Origin of the sequence: Prauserella shujinwangii (genome assembly GCF_003001955.1) — a bacterium.
GTDB classification, from domain to species: Bacteria; Actinomycetota; Actinomycetes; order Mycobacteriales; family Pseudonocardiaceae; genus Qaidamihabitans; species Qaidamihabitans shujinwangii.
The window spans coordinates 31,207-50,555 of sequence record NZ_PVNH01000015.1; the positions used below are offsets into that span (position 1 = coordinate 31,207).

General features: G+C 71.9%; 19 protein-coding genes and 1 pseudogene. 4 read left to right on the forward strand and 16 right to left on the reverse strand.

Going from position 1 to position 19,349, the window contains the following annotated elements; all coding sequences use genetic code 11:
• Nucleotides 1-44: 44 nt before the first annotated feature.
• Together B0I33_RS28965 and B0I33_RS28970 are read left to right on the forward strand one after the other, a co-directional pair.
• Nucleotides 45-923 (forward strand): alpha/beta fold hydrolase, encoded by an 879-nt coding sequence (locus B0I33_RS28965; RefSeq protein ID WP_106182430.1) that lies wholly within the window; start codon nucleotides 45-47, stop codon nucleotides 921-923.
• Between the two features lie 113 nt (nucleotides 924-1,036).
• On the forward strand, nucleotides 1,037-1,600 hold the full coding sequence (locus B0I33_RS28970) for a hemerythrin domain-containing protein (RefSeq protein ID WP_106182432.1): 564 nt from the start codon (nucleotides 1,037-1,039) through the stop codon (nucleotides 1,598-1,600).
• 249 nt (nucleotides 1,601-1,849) lie between these two features.
• Here the strand turns inward: B0I33_RS28970 and B0I33_RS28975 are convergent, their stop codons facing one another.
• The 12 genes from B0I33_RS28975 to B0I33_RS29030 all read right to left on the reverse strand — a co-directional run bounded on the left by B0I33_RS28975 (nucleotide 1,850) and on the right by B0I33_RS29030 (nucleotide 13,569).
• Nucleotides 1,850-2,296: a hypothetical protein gene (locus B0I33_RS28975; RefSeq protein ID WP_146147578.1), complete on the reverse strand. Its 447-nt coding sequence runs from the start codon at nucleotides 2,294-2,296 to the stop codon at nucleotides 1,850-1,852.
• Nucleotides 2,297-2,315: 19 nt separating this feature from the next.
• Nucleotides 2,316-2,786, reverse strand: coding sequence for an NUDIX hydrolase (locus B0I33_RS28980; protein WP_425440531.1), 471 nt, complete (start codon nucleotides 2,784-2,786; stop codon nucleotides 2,316-2,318).
• Nucleotides 2,773-4,293 carry a cytochrome bc1 complex cytochrome b subunit gene (qcrB, locus tag B0I33_RS28985; protein ID WP_106182438.1) on the reverse strand — a complete coding sequence of 507 codons (1,521 nt, stop codon included), beginning with the start codon at nucleotides 4,291-4,293 and terminating at the stop codon, nucleotides 2,773-2,775. Before qcrB ends, B0I33_RS28980 begins: the two co-directional genes overlap by 14 nt.
• Nucleotides 4,281-4,748, reverse strand: coding sequence for a hypothetical protein (locus B0I33_RS30125; RefSeq protein WP_245901176.1), 468 nt, complete (start codon nucleotides 4,746-4,748; stop codon nucleotides 4,281-4,283). The genes qcrB and B0I33_RS30125 overlap by 13 nt, the downstream gene beginning before the upstream one ends.
• Complete coding sequence (locus tag B0I33_RS28995) at nucleotides 4,745-5,236, reverse strand: hypothetical protein (RefSeq protein WP_106182440.1); 492 nt, start codon at nucleotides 5,234-5,236, stop codon at nucleotides 4,745-4,747. Before B0I33_RS28995 ends, B0I33_RS30125 begins: the two co-directional genes overlap by 4 nt.
• A complete protein-coding gene (locus B0I33_RS29000; protein ID WP_106182442.1) occupies nucleotides 5,233-6,864 on the reverse strand; it encodes a cytochrome c oxidase subunit I in 1,632 nt (543 codons plus the stop codon). Before B0I33_RS29000 ends, B0I33_RS28995 begins: the two co-directional genes overlap by 4 nt.
• Complete coding sequence (locus tag B0I33_RS29005; RefSeq protein WP_106182526.1) at nucleotides 6,861-7,514, reverse strand: cytochrome c oxidase subunit II; 654 nt, start codon at nucleotides 7,512-7,514, stop codon at nucleotides 6,861-6,863. Before B0I33_RS29005 ends, B0I33_RS29000 begins: the two co-directional genes overlap by 4 nt.
• 84 nt (nucleotides 7,515-7,598) lie before the next feature.
• Complete coding sequence (locus tag B0I33_RS29010) at nucleotides 7,599-7,958, reverse strand: phage holin family protein (protein ID WP_181193496.1); 360 nt, start codon at nucleotides 7,956-7,958, stop codon at nucleotides 7,599-7,601.
• Nucleotides 7,955-8,989, reverse strand: coding sequence for an NrfD/PsrC family molybdoenzyme membrane anchor subunit (gene nrfD / locus B0I33_RS29015; RefSeq protein ID WP_106182445.1), 1,035 nt, complete (start codon nucleotides 8,987-8,989; stop codon nucleotides 7,955-7,957). The genes B0I33_RS29010 and nrfD overlap by 4 nt, the downstream gene beginning before the upstream one ends.
• A gap of 2 nt (nucleotides 8,990-8,991) precedes the next feature.
• Nucleotides 8,992-9,930: a 4Fe-4S dicluster domain-containing protein gene (locus B0I33_RS29020; protein ID WP_106182447.1), complete on the reverse strand. Its 939-nt coding sequence runs from the start codon at nucleotides 9,928-9,930 to the stop codon at nucleotides 8,992-8,994.
• Nucleotide 9,931: 1 nt separating this feature from the next.
• Complete coding sequence (gene fdh / locus B0I33_RS29025) at nucleotides 9,932-13,207, reverse strand: formate dehydrogenase (RefSeq protein WP_106182449.1); 3,276 nt, start codon at nucleotides 13,205-13,207, stop codon at nucleotides 9,932-9,934.
• Nucleotides 13,208-13,272: 65 nt separating this feature from the next.
• The gene (locus B0I33_RS29030; protein ID WP_106182450.1) at nucleotides 13,273-13,569 is read right to left on the reverse strand and encodes a hypothetical protein; all 297 of its coding nucleotides are present in this window, start codon (nucleotides 13,567-13,569) and stop codon (nucleotides 13,273-13,275) included.
• 175 nt (nucleotides 13,570-13,744) lie between these two features.
• Here B0I33_RS29030 and B0I33_RS29035 point away from each other — a divergent pair, with 175 nt between their 5' ends.
• Nucleotides 13,745-13,990 carry a hypothetical protein gene (locus B0I33_RS29035; RefSeq protein ID WP_106182452.1) on the forward strand — a complete coding sequence of 82 codons (246 nt, stop codon included), beginning with the start codon at nucleotides 13,745-13,747 and terminating at the stop codon, nucleotides 13,988-13,990.
• Nucleotides 13,991-14,089: 99 nt separating this feature from the next.
• Entirely contained in the window at nucleotides 14,090-14,596 is a 507-nt protein-coding gene (locus B0I33_RS29040) for a flavodoxin family protein (protein WP_106182454.1), read from the forward strand.
• A 225-nt stretch (nucleotides 14,597-14,821) separates the two neighbouring features.
• Here the strand turns inward: B0I33_RS29040 and B0I33_RS30960 are convergent.
• The 4 genes and pseudogenes from B0I33_RS30960 to betT all read right to left on the reverse strand — a co-directional run.
• Nucleotides 14,822-15,211, reverse strand: a pseudogene (locus B0I33_RS30960) (class I SAM-dependent methyltransferase); the annotation flags it as partial.
• An 81-nt stretch (nucleotides 15,212-15,292) separates the two neighbouring features.
• A complete protein-coding gene (locus B0I33_RS29050; protein ID WP_106182455.1) occupies nucleotides 15,293-16,564 on the reverse strand; it encodes a M14 family metallopeptidase in 1,272 nt (423 codons plus the stop codon).
• Between the two features lie 201 nt (nucleotides 16,565-16,765).
• A complete protein-coding gene (locus tag B0I33_RS29055) occupies nucleotides 16,766-17,050 on the reverse strand; it encodes a putative quinol monooxygenase (RefSeq protein ID WP_106182457.1) in 285 nt (94 codons plus the stop codon).
• Nucleotides 17,051-17,132: 82 nt separating this feature from the next.
• Nucleotides 17,133-19,166, reverse strand: coding sequence for a choline BCCT transporter BetT (betT, locus tag B0I33_RS29060; protein ID WP_281259459.1), 2,034 nt, complete (start codon nucleotides 19,164-19,166; stop codon nucleotides 17,133-17,135).
• Nucleotides 19,167-19,349 lie beyond the last annotated feature (183 nt).

Genomic DNA, 19,349 nt, shown 5'->3' on the forward strand with positions numbered 1-19,349 from the left:
AAAGACGGTGTCGGTCGCCGCCGCCTGAGTAGCATCCGTCCTCCATGGAGGCCGAGCTGCGGGACGACGAGCTGCGCGCATGGCGGGCGAGCGGCACCACCCTGGAGACACCCTGGGGAACGGTGTTCACGCGGCACCGGCGCGGGGCGGGCACGGACCCCGCGTTGCTGCTCCTGCACGGCTACCCCACCAGCTCCTACGACTGGCACGCCGTGCTCCCGCTGCTCGGCGACCGGACGGTCGTCACCCTCGACTTCCTCGGCTTCGGTCTCTCGGCGAAGCCGAGGCGGCACCGCTACACGCTGTTCGAGCAGGCGAACATCGTCGAGTACGTGGCGGGCGAGTACCTCGACGGCTCTGTCACCGTGGTGGCCCACGACATGGGCACGTCGGTCGCGACCGAGCTGATGGCCCGCGACTGCGAGCACGCACTGGACTTCCGGCTCGACCGGGTGATCCTGTCCAACGGCAGCGTGCTGCTGGACCGGGCGAGCCTGCGCCCGGTCCAGCGGCTCCTGCGCTCGCCCGCGGGCCCGCTCGTCGCCGCGCTGGGCAACCGCCGGGTGTTCCGCCGCCAGCTGGCCGCCGTGTACTCCCCCGCGCATCCGCTCGACCCGGCGGACGCGGACCGGCACTGGCAGCTGCTGGCCGCGGGCGACGGCCACCGCGTCCTCCACCGGCTGGCCGGCTACCTCGGGGAACGGGTCCGCTACGCACCCCGCTGGCACGGGGCGGTGCGGGAGTGGCCCGGCCCGCTCGGCCTGCTGTGGGGACTGCGCGATCCGGTCGCCACGACGTCGGTGCTCGACGGCCTGCGCGAGCTGCGTCCCGAGGCCGGCGTGGTCGTCCTGCCGGAGGCCGGGCACTATCCCCAGCTCGAGGACCCGGTCGGCTACGTGCGCGGGCTCGCGGACCTGTGGTGAGCGGGTGCGGCACCCACGCCGCGCCGTATAGGACGTTATACGGATGGCGGCGGTCACCGGGGGTTGATTCGGGCGCCCCCGGGTATCACTCCGGTAACGGAAGGAGGTTCGGTGTGCCGGAGACCAAGGACCGGGAGGACGTGATCTCGCTGCTGCGCAGGCAGCACGAGGAGATCAGGGATCTGTTCGGGCGGCTGCCCGGAGAGGAGGGCGACGCCCGCCGCGACACGTTCCACCGCCTGGTGCACCTGCTGTCGGTGCACGAGACCGCCGAGGAGGAGATCGTGCACCCGCAGGTACGCGAGCTGCGGTCCGGAGCGGGACGGCCGATCGTCGAGGCGCGGCTCAAGGAGGAACACAGCGCGAAGGAGCTGCTGTCCACCCTCCAGGAGATCGGCCCGGACGCCGAGGGCTTCGACACCCTGCTGGCCCAGCTCCGCGACGACGTCCTCGCGCACGCGGCCCACGAGGAGCGGGAGGAGTTCCCGCTGCTGCAGCAGGAGGTGGACGCCGAGCGGCTGTTCGACATGGCCGCCGCCGCCCGCGCGGCCGAGGCGGTCGCCCCCACCCGGCCGCATCCGGGTGTCGAGAGCCAGGCCGCCAACCTCGTGCTCGGCCCGGCGGCCGCGATCATGGACCGCGCCCGGGACGCGATCCGGACCGTGCTCGGCCGCTGAGCAGGCGGGACATCCGCCGCTTGGTGCGGGCAACCGGAACCCTGCGTCGGCTGCCCGCACCGTCAGCGGCCAGGCCCGCACCTCCGGCCCCTGACCGGAGTGCGCACCCGAGGCCGGCCCGGGATTCCCCGCCGCCGAACCGGCACCGCCAGGGCGGACACGACCGCTTCCGCCCCCACTGTTCTCCCGCGGCTCCCCCGCCGGCGAACGAGAACAGCATGACCGGCCCCCGGCCTCCGCGGACAGGGCCTAAAGCCCCGAATCCGCCGGAACGGCCGCGCGGGGGTCGCCGGCCGGAGCCCGCGGGTGGAGGGCCCGCAGCGGACGGCTCCGGCGGCTCACCGGCAGCACCCACAGCGGCTGCCGGGAGCGCACGCCGCCGACGGCGCTCCCGAGCTCCCACGAGCAGCCGGGACAGACGGGCAGCCGCCGGTGGATCGCGACGAGCGCCGCCTCCTGGTCGGACCCGCACTCGGCGCACCGGAACTCGACCAGCCGCGCGAGGCTGTGCAGCCCGACTCCATCGCGGACCGGATACGTGGACAGGATGCCGACGGACTGTCCCGCCACATCGATGATCGCACTGGCTGGGGCACCCGTGACGTGCACGGGGCCGGAGCCGAGGCGCACGGTGGCTGTCGGGTCGGGAACGGGGCAGGCCATGATCCCGACATACCCGCACAACGGCCGTTTCATGCGGCGACGGTGCGCGCGGTCACCACCCGGCGCCCACCCGCCCCGCGAGCCGGTCCAGGAAGGACCGCTGGGCGGTCACGATGCGCTCCCTCGCTTCCGCCAGCGGGAACCACGCGACCCGGTCGAGCTCGGGGAACTCCGCCATCCGGCCGGACCCGCGGGGCCACTCCATCCGGAAGGTGCCCGGCACGACCTCCGCCGGGTCGAGATCTCCCGCCAGCGCCCACACCGCCACGGTCTTGCCCCCGGACTGCCGGACCTCCCCCAGGTCGAGCGGGTCGCCGCCGGGCACCGGCAGCCCCAGCTCCTCGGTGAACTCGCGGCGCGCGGCCGCGAGCGGCTCCTCGTCCGCGCCGTACTCGCCCTTCGGCACGGTCCACGCCCCCGCGTCCCGCCGGGCCCAGAACGGGCCGCCCATGTGCCCGAGCAGCACCTCCAGTGCCGGTCCGGCCCCCCGGTACAGCAGGATCCCGGCGCTACGCCTCACCACCACCCCGCTGATTCTGCCCGGCGGGCGCCTCCCGCTCGTCCGCGGGCAGCCGGTCCAGCTCGGCGGGCAGCGACGGCAGCCGCGCCCCGGTGTACCGGGGGCGGGTGCGCTCGTCACCGTCGGTGTGCAGCCGCTGCCGGACCTCCACGTAGTAGCCGCCGGGCCGCGGCTCGAGGACGCCGGTGTGCGCTCCGCGCAGCAGCACGTCCCGGTCGGCGCGCTGCAGGCGCTGGCAGCTCAGGTAGGTCACCACGAACGCCAGCGGGGGCACGGCGAGAACGGCGATCCGGAACGTCCACACCAGGGTCTCGACCGGCACGTCGAAGATGAACGCCATCACGTCGTCGGTGCCGGCCACCGTGAGCAGGGTGTAGAAGCTCAGCAGCATCATGCCGAACCCGGTCCGCCCCGGGTTGTCGCGCGGCCGCTGCAGCAGGTTGTGCGCCGCGTTGTCCCTCGTGACCCGCCGTTCCAGGAACGGGTAGGCGAACAGCAGCGCGAACACGCCGAACGGCATCGCCACCGCGGGCCAGAACACCGCGGGGACGCGGTAGTCGCCGAGCACGAGTTCCGCCGACGGGAACAGGCGCATGGCGCCCTCGACCCACAGCAGGTACCAGTCCGGCTGGGCGTTGAGCGAGCTGTGCGAGGCCTCGTACGGGCCGTAGTTGAAGATCGGGTTGATCTGCAGCAACCCGCCCATGCCGATCAGCACGGCGGTGACGGCGGCGGCCAGCCCGGTGCTCTTCATCGCGAACGCGGGCACCGTGCGCGTGCCGACCTCGTTGGTCTCGGTCTTGCGCTTGCCGGGAAACTGCGTGTGCTCCTGGTACCAGACCGCGGCCAGGTGCACGGCCACGAGGGCGAGCAGCAGGGCGGGGATCACGAACACGTGCAGGGTGAAGAAGCGCGGGATGATCAGGTCGCCGATGTACTCCCCGTCGAAGACCATCCACTGCAGCCATGTGCCGACCACCGGGATGGACAGCGCCATCCCGGACATGATTCGCACCCCGAGGCCGGACAGCAGGTCGTCGGGCAGCGAGTAGCCGACGTAGCCCTCCGCGAGCCCGAGGAGCAGCAGGAACAGGCCGATCAGCCAGTTGCCCTCGCGTGGCTTGCGGAAGGCCCCGGTGAAGAAGATCCGCAGCAGGTGCACGAGGATCGCGGCGATGAAGACCAGCGCCGCCCAGTGGTGGATCTGCCGCACCAGCAGGCCGCCCCGGACCTCGAAGGAGAGCTGGACCGCGGTCTCGTAGGCGCGCGACATCTCGACCTCGTGCATCGGCAGGTAGCCGCCACGGTAGGTGACCTCCGCCATGGACGGGTCGAAGAACAGGGCCAGGTAGGCGCCGGAGATCACCAGCACGACCAGGCTGTACAGGGCGATCTCGCCGAACAGGAACGAGAAGTGCTCGGGGAACACCTTGTTGGCTCTCGGCCGCACCCCTTTCGCGGCCTTGAACCGCTCGTCCAGGGCGTCCGCGAACCTCGTCACGCCGACCATGCGTGCTCCTCCCGCGTGATCCAGCGCCAGGTGATGCCGATGGCCGCGAGCGGGATCGGCAGCATCCCGACGATCATGGCGAGACCGGCGGCCGAGTGGCCGATGATGATCACGTAGATGGCCGCGAGGTCGAGGGCGGGCCCGGCGACGAACAGGTAGACGCTGCGCAGCGCGTCCGGCAGCCTGCGGCCGGGGCCGAGGACCGGCAGCCAGAACACCATCGCGGCCAGCAGCAGCCCGGCGTGCAGCGCGAGATCGGCGCCGGCCGCAAGGTGGTGCCCGGCCGAGACCACCACGACCAGCCCGTGCAGCAGGACGAACCCGGTCAGGACGAGCAGCGGTGGCGCGGGGACGCGGTGCCACGGCAGGTGCCGGGCCGTGAGCAGGAGCAGCGCCGGGGCCACCACCGAGGTCAGCAGCCCCATCCCCGCCATCCGGAGCATCTCCGCGGTCACCGCCCGGCCCCCTTCCGCCGCCCGGTCAGCGTGCGCAGGGCCCGCGTCAGCAGCCCGGCGGTCGCGGCGGCCTTCGCCGCCTTCGGCAGGACGCCGCGCTGGTCGCGCACCCCGGGCTCGGTGGGCACCGCGGTGGGCCCGGGCAGCGCTCCGGCGGGCACCCGCTCCCGGCGCACGTGCAGCAGCGCCGCCACCGCGAAGTAGAAGGCGATCCCGGTCAGCCACTGCCCGAAGAGCACGCTCGATCCGGCGAGGATCACCGCGACCGCGAGGAAGCCGGCGGACAGGCTGTTGGCGGCCATCCGGACCGGCCCCTCGGCCCGCCGGCTCCTGCGGTACAGCCACACGACACCCGCCGCGGCCGCGGTCGCCGAGACCGCGAGCGCGTACATGCCGATGAACAGGGCGTTCTCCCGGTACGGGATCATCACCAGCATCAGCACGGCGTTCCAGCCCGCCCAGCCGAGCACCACGAGCGCGGGCTTCACGGCTCCCGCTCCCTCCGCAGGTCGAGCAGCGGGGCGTAGCTGCGGATGGGCGGGATCGGGTGCTTGTCGTCGAAGTTCAGCGGAGGCGGCGGCGACGAGGTGGCCCACTCCAGCGTGTGCGCCCGCCACGGATTGTCCGGTGCGGCGCGCTCCTTGCGCTTCGTCAGCGACCGGACGACGTTGACCGCGAACGCCAGCATGCCCAGCCCGAGGATGCCCGCTCCGATCGAGGCGATGAGGTTGAACGTGCTGAATCCGTCGGTGGGCAGGTAGCTCGCGACGCGCCGCGGCATGCCGGCGATCCCGAGCCAGAACATCGGCAGGAACGTCACGTTGGTGCCGACCATCATCAGCCAGAAGTGGGCGTGGCCCAGCCCCCTGCCCAGCATCACCCCGGTCGCCTTCGGGAACCAGAAGTACAGCCCCGCGAACAGCCCGAACAGGCTGCCCGCGACGAGCGTGTAGTGGAAGTGCCCGACGACGAAGTAGCTGTCGTGCATCTGGTAGTCCAGCACCGGGCTGGCGACCATGATCCCGGTGATGCCGCCGACCAGGAACTGCAGGATGAACGCCAGCGCGAACAGCATCGGCAGCTGGAATCTCAGCCGGGCGCCGATGATCGTGCCGAGGAACGCGAAGTACTCGATTCCCGCGGGCACGATCAGCAGGATCGACGTGAGCGAGTAGTAGTCGTCCGAGACCAGCCCGGTGGTGAACATGTGGTGCCCCCACACGCTCATCGACAGCCCGGCGAAGGCCAGCAGCGACAGCACCGTGATCGTGTAGCCGAAGAACCGGCGCTGCGCGAACGTGGCGAGCACCTCGGCCACCGCGCCCACGAACGGGAAGAACATCACGTACACGACCGGATGCGCGAAGAACCAGAACAGGTGCTGGTAGCCGATGTTGTAGAGGTTGCTGTCGAACAGGCCGGGCGTCATCCGGCCGACCGCGATCAGGCCCAGCGCGAACAGCAGGGAGGGAAACGCGGCGATCACCATGAGGTTGGTCGCCACGACCGACCAGCTGAACACCGGCATCCGCAGCATCGTCATGCCCCTGGCGCGCTTGAGCAGCGCCGTCCACAGCACCGTCCCGCCGACCAGGATCATGCCGACGGTCGTGACGAACGTGCCCAGCACCCACAGATCGGTGCCCATGCCCGGGGAGTACTCCGATGTGGACAGCGGGGTGTAGGCGGTCCAGCCCTCCTTCGCGGCACCGCCCGACGTGAGGAAACCGGAGAAGATCGCGACGGAACCGAACAGGTAGAGCCAGAACCCGAGCATCGTCGTCCGGGGCGCGGCGACGTTGGGCGCGCCCACCTGCAACGGCACGAGGTAGAGCCCGTACGCCAGCGCCAGCGGCGTGACGACCAGGTAGATCATCGCCGAGCCGTGGATGGTGAACAGCTGGTTGTAGCCGTCGTTGGTCACGAACTCCTGATCGGGCTGTGCCAGCTGCAGGCGCATGGTCAGCGCCAGCGCGCCGGCCACGAACAGCAGGAGCAGCGCGACCGCGGTGATCAGCAACGCGATCCGCTTGTGGTCGGTGGTGCCGAGCCACGACCGCAGTGATCGGTCCCGGGGCAGCTCCCGCTCCTCGGCGACGGCGAGCTCCGCCGTCATGCCACGGTCCCCTGTTGCTGGAACTGCTGGAACTCCTGCGGCGAGACGGCCCGGACCCAGAAGTGCATGGACGGGTGGTAGGGGCCGCAGAACTCGGCACACCGGCCGAGCCACCGGCCCTCCTCGTCGAACTCGACGGTGAGGGTGTTGGTGTGGTGCGGGTAGACGTCCATCTTGATGGCCTTGTCCGGGATCCACAGGGCGTGGACCACGTCGCTGGACCGCAGGCGCAGCTCCACCGGCTGCCCGGTGGGCACCACCAGGGTCGGCAGCCCGGAGTTCTTGTCCCGGCACGTTCCGGTGACGGACCGCCCGGTGTCCGGGTACTGGAACTCCCAGCACCACTGGAACGCGGTGACGTCGACCTTCGTCGCGCCCCGCTGCTCGGCGACGCTGTAGCCGGTGGTGCCGTGCTGCACCTCCTGGTGCGCGGACGCGGTGACGTACACGATCACCCCGGCCACCCCGGCGAGCAGTACCGCGTACCCGATCTCCAGCGGCTTGTTGCTGTCCCGTCGGCGCGTGTCCCCCGAGCGTTTCCGGCTGAGAAAGATCGCGAGCACGACGCCGAGCAGGACGAGGGCGAACACCACGGATGCCACCGCGATCTCGAAGGCGAAGACCCGCTCGAACACCCGCTGGAACTCCACGTCACCCTCCACTGTGCCCTTCGACCGCGGTCAGGCCTCGCCGTACCCGCTTTCGCCGTCCGGCAAACGCCGTCGGGCCGTGGCTCAGCGGGTCTCCACCGACTCCCGCAGGGTCTCCGCGGTGCGTTCCGCCTCGGTGACCGCCTCCTGGGGAACCGGATCGATCTCGCGCAGGCCGCGCACGCCGAGTGCGGCCAGCGCGGCGGCCGTGCCGCTCAGCACCGTCCCGGCCAGCAGCGCGGCCAGCCAGGGCGGCAGGCGCCTGGCCAGCGGCAGCACCAGCGCGGCGATCAGCGCCGCGCCGCCGTAGAGACCGAGCACGGCCGCACCCGCGAGCAGCCCGCCACCGAAACCGGCCTGCCTGGCCTTCGCCCTGGTCTCGCCGATCGCGAGCCGCAGCTCGTCCCGGACCAGCCTGCCCACCTGTTCGGGCAGCTCGTTCACCGCGCTCCGTTGCCTGCCGGCCATCCGTCGCCTCCGCGTTCGCGTTCCCGTAGCCGTTCACGCTGGGGAACGATCGTGTACTTGGGGTCCTCCGCCGACACCTTGCCCGCGTCGAAGATGCCCCATTTGGACAGTGCCGACGCGGCGAGCAGCCCGGCTCCGGACAGCGCGCGGGCGACCCGGCTGCGCCTGCCCAGCGTCGCGCCGGCCACCCCGGCGACGGCCAGCGCCTCCCCGGCCCTGACCATGCCGCCCGGCTTGCCGGCGCGGTAGGGCTCGGCGACCATCCCGAGCCGCCGCTCCATCCGCCGGAACGCGGCCAGTTCGAGCACGGTGCCGAAGAGCGCGAGGTTGCGGGCCGGGCCTGCCTCCCGGTCCGGCGCGGCCAGCAGACCCAGCCCGCCCGCACCGACGGCGGCCGATCCGGTGAACACGTACGGCAGTTCCCGGTGCCCGTCGTGCCAGGCCGGCACCGCGGTGTCGCTGACAAGGGCGGCGGTGTACGCCGCCACGGCGGGCCCGGTCAGGGCGGCGCCCGCCGTGGCGAGCGCGCCGATCCTCGGCAGCCTGCCCGTCACGGCCGACAGCGCCGCCGCGCCCGCGCACGGGCCGTAGGCGGTGAGCAGCCAGGAGCCCATGTTCATCGGCGAGGTCGGCTTGAACACCCTGAGCATGTTGAGGAAGCGCGCGGGGCGGCCCAGGTCGTGGATCAGCGCGCCCAGCGACACCGTCACCGCGCCGAACGCCCCGGTCTTGGCGGCGACCGCAAGGCGGTTCCGCCCGGTCGCGTGCGCACCAGCGCCGAGCACCGAGGAGGCGCCCGCGACGCCGCCGAGGAAGAGGTAGCCGGGGACGTCCGGCGACTTCCACACCGGGCCGTTGAGAACCGGCTTGCCGTAGTAGGAGGTGAACTCGGTGTCCGGGACGACCGGTTGCTCACCCTTGCGCTTGCGTCCGGTGTGAACTCCGGTCATCGCCTCCCGAGCGGGGCGCGAGTCGAGGCTGCCGTGTTCGGCGTCCTGGCCTTTCATGCTCACCGTCCCTTCCGGGCACCGAGGAAGGCGGCGACCGCGCCCGCGGCCAGGGTCGCCGCGGCGGAGGCCACGTGCCGCCACATCGCGGGCAGGTCCCTGGTGGTCACCACCGGGTCCGGCGGGAAGCCGTAGACCTCGGGTTCGTCCAGCAGCAGGAAGAACGCGCCGTCCCCGCCGACGCCGTCGTCCGGGTCGGCCCCGTACAGGCGAGCCTCGGGGACCCCGGCCTCGTGCAGCTGCTCGACCCGCCGCCCGGCCCGCTCCCGCAGCTCGTCGAGTGGTCCGAACTGGATGGAGTCGGTGGGGCAAGCCTTGGCACACGCGGGTTCCAGCCCGTCGCCGAGCCGGTCGTAGCACAGCGTGCACTTCCATGCCCTGCCGTCGTCCTTGCGCTGGTCGATCACGCCGTAGGGGCAGGCGGGGATGCAGTAGCCGCAGCCGTTGCAGATGTCCTCCTGCACGACGACCGTGCCGAACTCGGTGCGGAACAGCGACCCGGTGGGGCACACGTCGAGGCACGCGGCGTGCGTGCAGTGCTTGCACACGTCCGACGCCATCAGCCAGCGGAAGTCGTCCCCGGCGCCGGGCGTGGTCGGCGTCATGCCCGCCTCCGGCGGCTGGGTCGCCGTGCCGTGCTCGGCCATGGTGAGCACGTCCTGGTCGTGGTGCAGGCCGGGGTCCTGGCGGCCGATGGGCTTGCGCTGCTCGATGAACGCCACGTGCCGCCACGTGTCGGCGCCGAGGCCGACCGTGTTGTCATAGGACATCCCGGTGAGGTCGAGCCCGTCCTCCGGGACGGCGTTCCACTCCTTGCAGGCGACCTCGCAGGCCTTGCAGCCGATGCACACGGTGGTGTCGGTGAAGAAACCCATCCGCGGCGGGTGGTCGGCGTAGCCGCTGTCCCCCGCGGGATCGACGGGCGTGCGCGCGGTCGTCATGTCACACCTCGGTTCCGGTCTCGTCGGTGATGCCCGCCTCGCGCTGGTAGCGCTCCACCAGCTCGACCCGCTCCGGTCCCCTCGGGCGGCGTCCCGGCCTGATATCGCACGTCAGAGCCTTGACCTCCTGGATGTGGGTGTTCGGGTCGAGGGCCATCGACGCCAGCTCGTTCACCGCGTCGCCGGTGCTCAGTCCGTTGGGGCCCCAGTGGTAGGGCACCCCGACCTGGTGCAGCGTGCGGCCCTGCACCCGCAGCGGCGACACGCGGTCGGTGACGAGCACCCTGGCCTCGATCGCGGTCCGGGCGGTCACGATCGTCGCCCAGCCGAGGTGCTCGAGCCCGCGCTCGGTCGCCAGCTCGGGCGAGATCTCGCAGAACAGCTCCGGCTGCAGCTCCGCCAGGTACGGCTGCCACCGGGACATGCCGCCCGCCGTGTGGTGCTCGGTGAGCCGGTACGTGGTGAGCACGTACGGGAACACGTCGGCGCCCGGCTGCCCGTCGCTGGGCTGGAACCGGTTGTTCTCGTGCCGCAGCAGCTGCCGCACCGGGTTGCGCTGCTGGCCGTACAGCAGGTTGGCGAACGGGGACTCGTGCGGCTCGTAGTGCGTGGGCAGCGGCCCGTCGGTGAGCCCGGCCGGCACGTACAGCCACGCCTTGCCGTCGGCCTGCATGATGAACGCGTCCGTGCCGCGCAGCGCGTCCGGCCCCTTGGCGCCCTCCTCCGGCTCGAAGTCCGGCGCCTTGGTCGCCTTGAAGTCCGGGATGTCGTGCCCGGTCCACTTCTCCTGCTCGGCGTCCCACCAGACGTACGCCTTGCGCTCGCTCCACGGCTTGCCGTCCGGATCGGCCGAGGCGCGGTTGTAGAGGATCCGCCGGTTCAGCGGCCAGGCCCACGCCCACTCGCTCGCGACCCAGTTCTGCTCGGTGCCGGGCTTGCGCCGCGCGGCCTGGTTGACGCCCTCGGCGTACACGCCGCAGTAGATCCAGCACCCGCAGGCGGTGGAGCCGTCGTCCTTGAGCTGCTCGTAGGTGCTCAGTGGCTCCGCGTCGGCGTTCCACCCGTTGATCTCGGCCAGCACCGCCTCGGCCTCCGGCTCGGCATGGCGGCCCTTCGTCGGGTAGTCCCACGTGAGGTCGAGCACCGGCCGGTCGCGTTCGGCATCGGCCTCCTTCCGGGTGCCGTCCCGCGCCGCGGCGGCCAGCTTCTCCCTGATCCTGCGGCCCAGGTGGTAGATGAACCACAGGTCGCTGCGGGCGTCACCCTCGGGTTCGACCGCCTGGTGGTGCCACTGCAGCAGCCGCTGGGTGTTGGTGAAGCTGCCGTCCTTCTCGGTGTGCGCGGCGGCGGGCAGGAAGAACACCTCGGTGGCGATGTCCTCGGTGCGCAGCTCGCCGGTCTCGATCTCCGGGCCGTCCTGCCACCAGGTGGCGCTCTCGATGAGGGAGAAGTCCCGCACGACGAGCCAGTCCAGCGCGGCCATGCCGAGCCGCTGCATCTTGGCGTTGGCCGAGCCCACCGCCGGGTTCTCGCCCATCAGGAAGTAGCCGTTGCACGTGCCGTCGAGTTGCTCCAGCACGGTCTCGTACGTGCTGTGGCTGCCGGTGAGCCGCGGCAGGTAGTCGAAGCGGAACTCGTTGTCCGGGGTGGCCGCCGGTCCCCACCACGCCTTGAGCAGGCTGACCAGGTAGGACTTCATGTTGCCCCAGTAGCCCTTCTGCGCCGACTCCGCCTCGACGAACGTCGCCAGGTCCTCGTTGGTGTGCGCATGCGGCATCGGGATGTAGCCGGGCAGCAGGTTGAACAGGGTCGGGATGTCGGTCGAGCCCTGGATCGACGCGTGCCCGCGCAGCGCCAGGATCCCGCCGCCGGGCCTGCCGATGTTGCCCAGCAGTGCCTGCAGGATGCCGGCCGTGCGGATGTACTGGACGCCGACGGTGTGCTGGGTCCAGCCGACCGCGTAGGCGAAGGCGCTGGTGCGCTCCCGGCCCGAGTTCTCGGTCAGCAGCTCGCACACCTGGAGGAACTTCTCCCTGGGCACCCCGCAGATCTCCTCGACCCGCTCCGGCGTGTAGCGGGCGAAGTGCCGCTTGAGGATCTGGAACACGCAGCGCGGGTGCTCCAGGGTCTCGTCCGTCCTCGGCTCGGTGCCGATCTCCGCGCCGCCCGAGCCGTGGGCCTCACCGCGGCCGGACTGGCGCACGCCGTGCCGGGTCCGCTCCGCCCACAGCTGGTCGCGCTTGCCGGACGCGGCCTGCACCTCGGCGCCCTCGTACTGCCAGGTCGAGACGTCGTAGCTGCGCCGCTCGCGGTCCAGGCCGGAGAACACGCCGTCGAGCTCGTCGGCGCCCGCGAACCGCTCGTTCACGATCGTCGCCGCGTTCGTGTAGGCGAGCATGTACTCGCGGAAGTACTTCTCGTGCTCCAGGACGTAGTTGATGATCCCGCCGAGGAACGCGATGTCGCTGCCCGCCCGCAGCGGCACGTGGATGTCGGCCAGTGCGCTGGTGCGGGTGAACCGCGGGTCGACGTGGATGACCTTCGCGCCCCTGGCCTTGGCCTCCATCACCCACTGGAACCCGACCGGATGGCACTCGGCCATGTTCGAGCCCTGGATGACGATGCAGTCGGAGTTGGCCAGGTCCTGCTGGAAGGTCGTCGCGCCGCCGCGGCCGAAGGAGGTCCCCAAACTGGGAACCGTGGAGGAGTGTCAAACGCGGGCCTGGTTCTCGATCTGGACGGCGCCGAGCGCGGTGAACAGCTTCTTGATGAGGTAGTTCTCCTCGTTGTCCAGCGTCGCCCCGCCCAGGCTGGCGAAGCCGAGCGTGCGCCGGGTGCGGGCGCCGTCGACCTCCCACTGCCAGCCGCGCTCCCGGCTGGCGATGGTCCGCTCGGCGATCATGTCCATCGCCGTGTCCAGGTCGAGCGGCTCCCACTCGGTGCCGTACGGCCGCCGGTACAGCACCTGGTGCTCGCGGGCGGAACCGGTGGTCAGCTGCAGGCTGGCCGCTCCCTTCGGGCACAGCCTGCCCCGGCTCACCGGTGAGTCCGGGTCACCCTCGATCTGGGTGACCTGCTCGCCGGAGACGTAGACGTTCTGCCCGCAGCCGACGGCGCAGTACGGGCAGATCGACTTCACCACCCGGTCCGCCTGGTCCGTGCGTGGCCGCAACGAGTCGCTGCGGCGGCTCTTGGCGGCCGCGCCCCGTCCGCTGGGATCCTTCTCGGTCCACTGGCGGTAGACGGGCCAACCCTCGATCCACTGCCGAACACCCATCCGCTGTCCTCCGCGCGGTCGCTGTCTCGCCGTCGCCAGTTACCCGCCTCCCCGGGGAGGCAAACTCACGATTTCCCGGCCGCCCGCATCTGCTCGTCCGCCTGGACACGCCCGGCGATCCAGCGCCGCACGCTCTCCTTCGACGTGGGGTTCTCGTGGCCCGGGTTGGCCAGGTCCTGGCTGGCGGTGCGCAGTCCCGGCCGCCGCCCGCGCTCCTCGGGACTCGGCACGTCGCCCGCGTCCGCGGGCAGGCCCGTGGCGATCAGGTAGGCCAGTCCCGGTGGGATCCCGAGCCGCCTGCCCGCCTCGGGGTAGTCGTGTCCCTCGCGCAGCAGTGCCCGCACCTGTTCCCGCGTCGGCATGCGTGACCTCCCGTGATCCGGCTGTCGCACATCGTGTACGGACCAGGCTTCCCCGTCCGGGGGTCCTTCACACGGAGGACTGAAAGTGAAGGAGATTCCGCTTGTGTCGTGTGTCATGGCCGGTACGGGGTAACTGGCCGGGTGCCACCAACACCCCGAGTAGAGGAGTACCGACGTGGTACCGATAGCGAGTGGCACGACGATCCGGTTCACCGAAGCGCCGGCGGTCGTCTGCGGCGAGTGCGGCTACCGCACCGCCCGCGTCGCCGAGCTGACCGACGAGTCCGGGCACACCACCGGCAGCGCCGTGGTCTGCCTGCCGTGCCGCGAGCGGGAGCGGATCCTGCTCGGCGCGCGCTCGTCCCGAAGTACGAGGCCCGCTCCCGTCCCCCGCCCCCGCAGGCCCCACCCGCTCCGGTAACCGAACTGGCCGAACGTCCCGCGAGTCACGGCCCAACGACCCTGGGCCGCCCGGGCGATGCCCGCGATCGTCGGTGGCGGAGTCCACCGAGGAGGAACGATGCAGCGCGCACTCGTGGTGTTCGAGTCGATGTTCGGCAACACCCAGACGATCGCGAAGGCCGTGGCCGCCGGGCTGACCGGCCGGTTCGACGTCGAGCTCGTCGAGGCCGGTGACGCACCGGCGGCCGTGCCGGACGACGTCCGGCTGGTGGTCGTCGGCGGGCCCACCCACGCTTTCGGCATGAGCAGGCCGTCCACCAGGGAGGATGCCGCCCGGCAGGCGACCGAGGGACTGGTGTCGGCCGGCCGGGGCATCCGGGAGTGGCTCGCCGGGGTGCGCCTGCCCCGGGGGATCGGCGCGGCGGCGTTCACCACCAAGGTGCACAGGCCCGCCCTGCCGGGGTCGGCGGCGAGCAAGGCGGCCAGGTTGCTCCGGCGGCACGGCGCCCGGCTCGTCGCACCGGCCGAGTCGTTCTCCGTCACGGGAACGCGGGGTCCGCTGCTCGACGGGGAGGCCGAGCGGGCGCGCCGCTGGGCCGAGCGGCTGGCCGCCGGGCTCGGCTGAACCGGCGCGCCACATCCCGGCGGGGCGGATGGCCCGCACGAGCGTGTCGATCGCGGTGCCGGTGCCGCCGTGCCTGCCCGCGGGACGGCGAACCCGTTCCGCCCGCAGCACGCGCAGCGGCGCGACCTCCGCGGCGATCGCCTCCGGCGTGTACAGCACCGCCGGATCCCGCGGGCCGCCGGTCCCCTCCGACAGGTTGGCCAGGTCGTGCCCGACGACGAGCAGCGTGCCGCCGGGCGCGACGGCCGCCGCCGCGCGCGCCAGGACCCCCGCCCGCCGCTCTCCGGGCAGCTGGAGGTAGGCGACGAGCACCAGGTCGAACGCCGCGTGCTCGGGCTCGTGATCGAGCAGGTCGGCGAGCACCCAGTCCACCTCGGCCGCGCGCTCGCCGGCCAGCCTGCGGGCCTTGTCCAGGCCGGCCCGGGAGAAGTCCACCGCGGTCACCCGCCAACCCCGCTCCGCGAGCCAGACGGCGTGGCGGCCCTCCCCCGCTGCCAGGTCGAGCGCCCGTCCGGGCGGCAGGCCGGCCAGCTCGGCCACGACGAACCGGCTGGGCCGCGTGGTCCACGCGAACTCGGCGCCGCCGTACCGCCGGTCCCAGTCGTGCCTGTCCATGGGGGCAACCTTGCCCCACGCAAGGGTGTCCCCGGCGGGCGGCTGCCCGCCGGGGACCACGGGCGCGGCCGCGCCCTGTCGCTACGCGCCGCCCGCGGCGCGCAGCAGCACGTCCACGGCGGCGTCGTTGCGTGCGGTCTCCCTCGGGATCACCGAGGCCGGCGGGTAGAAGCCGGAGAGGCCGCTGCTGGTGCGGGGATACATCTCGAAGGTGTAGCTGAGAATCCCGTGCACGCCCCACATCCAGTCGTTCACCGAGCCGTCGGTGATGTAGAGGTCGCTGGACTGCTGCGGCGTGTAGCCGTTGGTGGCCGCCATCCGCCTGCCGATGTCGGCGAACCTGCGGGCCTGCTCCGCGTTCATTCCCGGTGCGGTGTCGGCGTAGGTGTAGCCGTAGGGCCACAGCACCAGCTCCGAGTACGTGTGGAAGTCGATGTGCGCGGTGATCTGCTGGCTGCCACCGACGACGCGCGAGTTGACGAAGTTCGCGACCGCCCTGGTCTCGGGCGCGGAGAACGGTGCGGTCCCCCGGTAGGTGTCGCTGCGCGGGTTGCCGCTGGAGCCGCCGCAGCAACCCCACCGGTAGTCCCAGTTGCGGTTGGGGTCGGTGCCGCTGCCCTGGCGGTTCTTCCGCCAGCCCTTGTACCGGCCGCCCGCGATGTCGTACTCGGAGCCGTCCGGATTGACCTGCGGCAGCACATAGATCTCCCGCGAGTCCACCAGCTGCCGCACGGTCGCGTCGGTCGCGTAGCGGGCGGTGAACCGCTGCACGAGGTGCAGGCACATCTCGGTGGTCAGGTGCTCCCGCGCGTGCTGGTTGCAGGTGAAGAGCACCTCGGGCTCGGCCTCGTCCCGGTCCACGTTGTCGCTGATCTTGATCAGATACAGCTCCCGGCCCTCGTAGGACCGGCCCACACTGGACAGTCGTGCCAGGCCAGGGTACGCCCGCTGGGCGGCACGCAGCGCCTCGGTCATCTCGGCGTAGGTGTGGTACGCCTCGTCACCGGGCGGGAACTCCGCGGCCGCGGCCGCGGCGCGCGGGGGGCCGCTGCGCTCGGCCAGCATCGCGTCGAAGTCCCCGACCTGGCCGAGCCGGAAGCCCTGCGCCCGCAGCGAACGCGCCTGCGCGGGCGTGGCGACGACGGTCATCGTGCCGTCGCGGGTGCCGAGTACGTCCACCCCGGAGCCGGCGACGGCCGTGCGCGCGGCCGCGTTCCCGGCGGGGACCGTGTAGACCCCCCGGTCGGGCGGGGCGCCCGCCGAGGGTTGGGCGCCTGCCGGGGCCGCCAGCAGCGCGAGCAGGATCACGCCGGCGCCCGCCAGGGCACCGAACACGCGGGGTCGTCGGAACATCGCACGCCTCCCAGGGGTCACCGAGTGCGGTGGTCCCTGAGCGTGGCGGTGGCTGGTCCGGACCACAACCGCCATAAGTCGGGTCGCGCGACCCAGGCCCCCGGCGGGCCAGCCGGGACGGCGGGGTTCCGCTCGGCCCGGGATCCACGGCGGTCCGCTGCCCGAGCGCGGCACTCGCACGCGAGGTGTCCCGGTCCCGGGTCACGGCGGTTCGGTGGCGGCGATCCGGTGCTTGGCGACGTCCGCGGCGCGGATCTCCGGCAGCGTTCCCGGTTCCGGGCCGGAGCCGCGGAACCGGAGGAGATCCTCGTCCGAGGACCACCGCTCGTACACGTTGATCCGGCCGGGATCGAGCAGGTCGGCCGACAGGGCGAAGTCGAGGCAGCCGGGCGTGGACCGCGCCCGCGCGACGGCGGCGCGGCAGGCGTCGAGGTAGCGCTCCCGCTCGGCGGGATCGACGTGCAGGGTTCCGGACACGATGAGCATGGCGGCCTCCCGGGCGGTACGGCGGTGTCCCCGGGACAGACCGCCGCACCGCCCGGAACTCACCGGCTCTGGCCCGCCGGCCTCAGGACTCGTCCCGGGACTCCGACATGGTGGGCACCGGTGCGCCGCTGCCGGTCTCCCGGTGCAGTCGCAGGAACTCCAGGTGCCGCTCGTACTGGTCGAGGATGTCGCCGATCAGCTGGTCGCGGTTGTAGCCCATGACGTCGTAGCCCTGGCCGCCCTCGGAGAGGAACACCTCGAACCGGAAGTAGGTGTCCTGGCTGCTCAGCGAGTGGGTCGCGAACCCGGGCGTCTCGGCCTCCCTCGGCCACAGGTGGTACCGGAACGCCTCCTGCTCGCCGAGGTCCACGGTCAGGTCCAGGTGCGGCAGCTCCAGCTCCGGCACGAGCTCCTCGGCGAGGGTCGCCTCGGCGCCCTGCGCCCGCAGCTCCTCGACGACCTCGGTGAAGGCCGGGCGGCACACGTCCTCGACGAACCGGTTCGCCGCGCGCCTGCCGGGGAAGCTCATCACCCTGGCCAGCCGTTGCCGCCAGGACGCCCTGGTCACCTCGCGACCGTCCAGTGTGGTGCGTTCGGACAGGGTGGACGGCAGCGTGGTGCGGAAGCTGTCCTCGCGGAAGCTCTCCACCCGCAGCGCCCGCCACAGGCCGAGCATGACCAGGAAGATCACGAACGAGAACGGCAGGCCCATCACGATGGTCGCGTTCTGCAGGGTGGGCACGCCACCGACGATCAGCATCGCCAGCGTGAGCAGGCCGATCGCGGCGGACCAGAAGACACGCACCCAGCGCGCCGCGTCATGCCGGGGCGTCTTCAGGTACGAGGTGAAGTTGCCCATCACCAGCGCGCCCGAGTCGGCCGACGTGACGTAGAAGAGCAGGCCGACGAACGTGGCGAGGCCCGCGATGAACGTCGCACCGGGATACTGCGCGAGCAGTGCGTAGAAGCCCTGCTCCGGCTGGTTCATCGCGGTCTCGCCGAACTGGGTGTTGCCGCCGCGCACCTCGCGCAGGGCGGCGTTGCCGAAGATCGACAGCCAGGTGAGCGTGAACAGGAACGGGATGACCAGCGTCGCGGCGACGAACTGCCGGATGGTGCGGCCCCGGGAGATCCGCGCGAGGAACAGCCCGACGAACGGCGCCCACGCGATCCACCACGCCCAGAAGAACAACGTCCACGAGTTCAGCCACTCGGTCGGCTGGTCGAACGCGAACGTGTTCAGGGTCAGGTCGGAGAAGCTGCTGACGTAGTCGCCGATGTTGAGCACGATCGCGTTCAGCAGGAACAGCGGGTCGTCGCTGAACAGGATGTAGAGCATCAGGCCGATGGCGAGCACCACGTTCAGCTCCGACAGCCGCCGGATGCCCTTGTCGACGCCCGCGATCGCGGACACCGTGGCCATGAACACCGCCAGCGCGATCAGCCCGATCTGCGCGGCCGTGCCCTGCGGGATGCCGAACAGGACCTCGAGCCCGAAGTTGAGCTGGACGACACCGATGCCCAGCGAGGTCGCGATACCGAACACGGTGCCCAGCACGGCCGCGATGTCGACGCCGTGCCCGATCGGGCCGTGGATCCGCTTGCCGATGATCGGGTAGAGCGCCGAGCGGATCGTCAGCGGGAGGCTGTACCGGTACGCGAAGTAGCCGAGCACCATGCCCATCAGGGCGTACATCGACCAGCCGGTGATGCCGTAGTGGAACAGTGTCCACACCAGAGCCTCGCGGGCCGCTTCCACGGTCTCCCCCGGCCCGACCGGAGGCGCCAGGTACTGGGTCACCGGCTCGGCCACGGAGAAGAACATCAGGTCGATGCCGATGCCCGCGGCGAAGAGCATGGCTCCCCACGCGAACAGGCTGAAGTCCGGAGTGGAGTGTTGCGGACCGAGCTTCACCTTGCCGTAGCGGGAGAGCGCGACGAACACCACGAACACCAGGAACAGCGTCGCGGCGAGGAAGTAGTACCAGCCGAAGCCCGCCGAGATCCAGCCGACGAGCTCGCCGATGGCGGCCGCGGCGGCGTCCGGTGTGATGATCGCCCAGATGGAGATGGCGAGGATGCAGACGGACGAACCGGCGAAGACAACCGGGTTGATCCGGTTCGGCTTCTCGGTCCCGGCAGTGCCGACTGCCCTGTCGTCGTCGTGAACGTGGTTCGTCGCCACGATCCGACCCCTTTCGATCTCGGTGTCCCGATCCGTGTGGCCCGGTGGCCCCCTGCCCGGAGCCCGGAGGACACTACCAGGTGGACTGTGCGACGGCCGGGTTCGGCGACGGCA

Excerpts from the sequence above, each read along its gene's own strand:
- nrfD (WP_106182445.1), bottom strand. The coding sequence starts at position 8,989 with ATGAAAGGCCAGGACGCCGAACACGGCAGCCTCGACTCGCGCCCCGCT.
- B0I33_RS29040 (WP_106182454.1), top strand. The coding sequence starts at position 14,090 with ATGCAGCGCGCACTCGTGGTGTTCGAGTCGATGTTCGGCAACACCCAG.
- B0I33_RS29030 (WP_106182450.1), bottom strand. The coding sequence starts at position 13,569 with ATGCCGACGCGGGAACAGGTGCGGGCACTGCTGCGCGAGGGACACGAC.
- B0I33_RS28965 (WP_106182430.1), top strand. The coding sequence starts at position 45 with ATGGAGGCCGAGCTGCGGGACGACGAGCTGCGCGCATGGCGGGCGAGC.
- B0I33_RS29055 (WP_106182457.1), bottom strand. The coding sequence starts at position 17,050 with ATGCTCATCGTGTCCGGAACCCTGCACGTCGATCCCGCCGAGCGGGAG.
- B0I33_RS28975 (WP_146147578.1), bottom strand. The coding sequence starts at position 2,296 with ATGAAACGGCCGTTGTGCGGGTATGTCGGGATCATGGCCTGCCCCGTT.
- B0I33_RS29000 (WP_106182442.1), bottom strand. The coding sequence starts at position 6,864 with ATGACGGCGGAGCTCGCCGTCGCCGAGGAGCGGGAGCTGCCCCGGGAC.
- B0I33_RS29020 (WP_106182447.1), bottom strand. The coding sequence starts at position 9,930 with ATGACGACCGCGCGCACGCCCGTCGATCCCGCGGGGGACAGCGGCTAC.
- B0I33_RS29050 (WP_106182455.1), bottom strand. The coding sequence starts at position 16,564 with ATGTTCCGACGACCCCGCGTGTTCGGTGCCCTGGCGGGCGCCGGCGTG.
- qcrB (WP_106182438.1), bottom strand. The coding sequence starts at position 4,293 with ATGGTCGGCGTGACGAGGTTCGCGGACGCCCTGGACGAGCGGTTCAAG.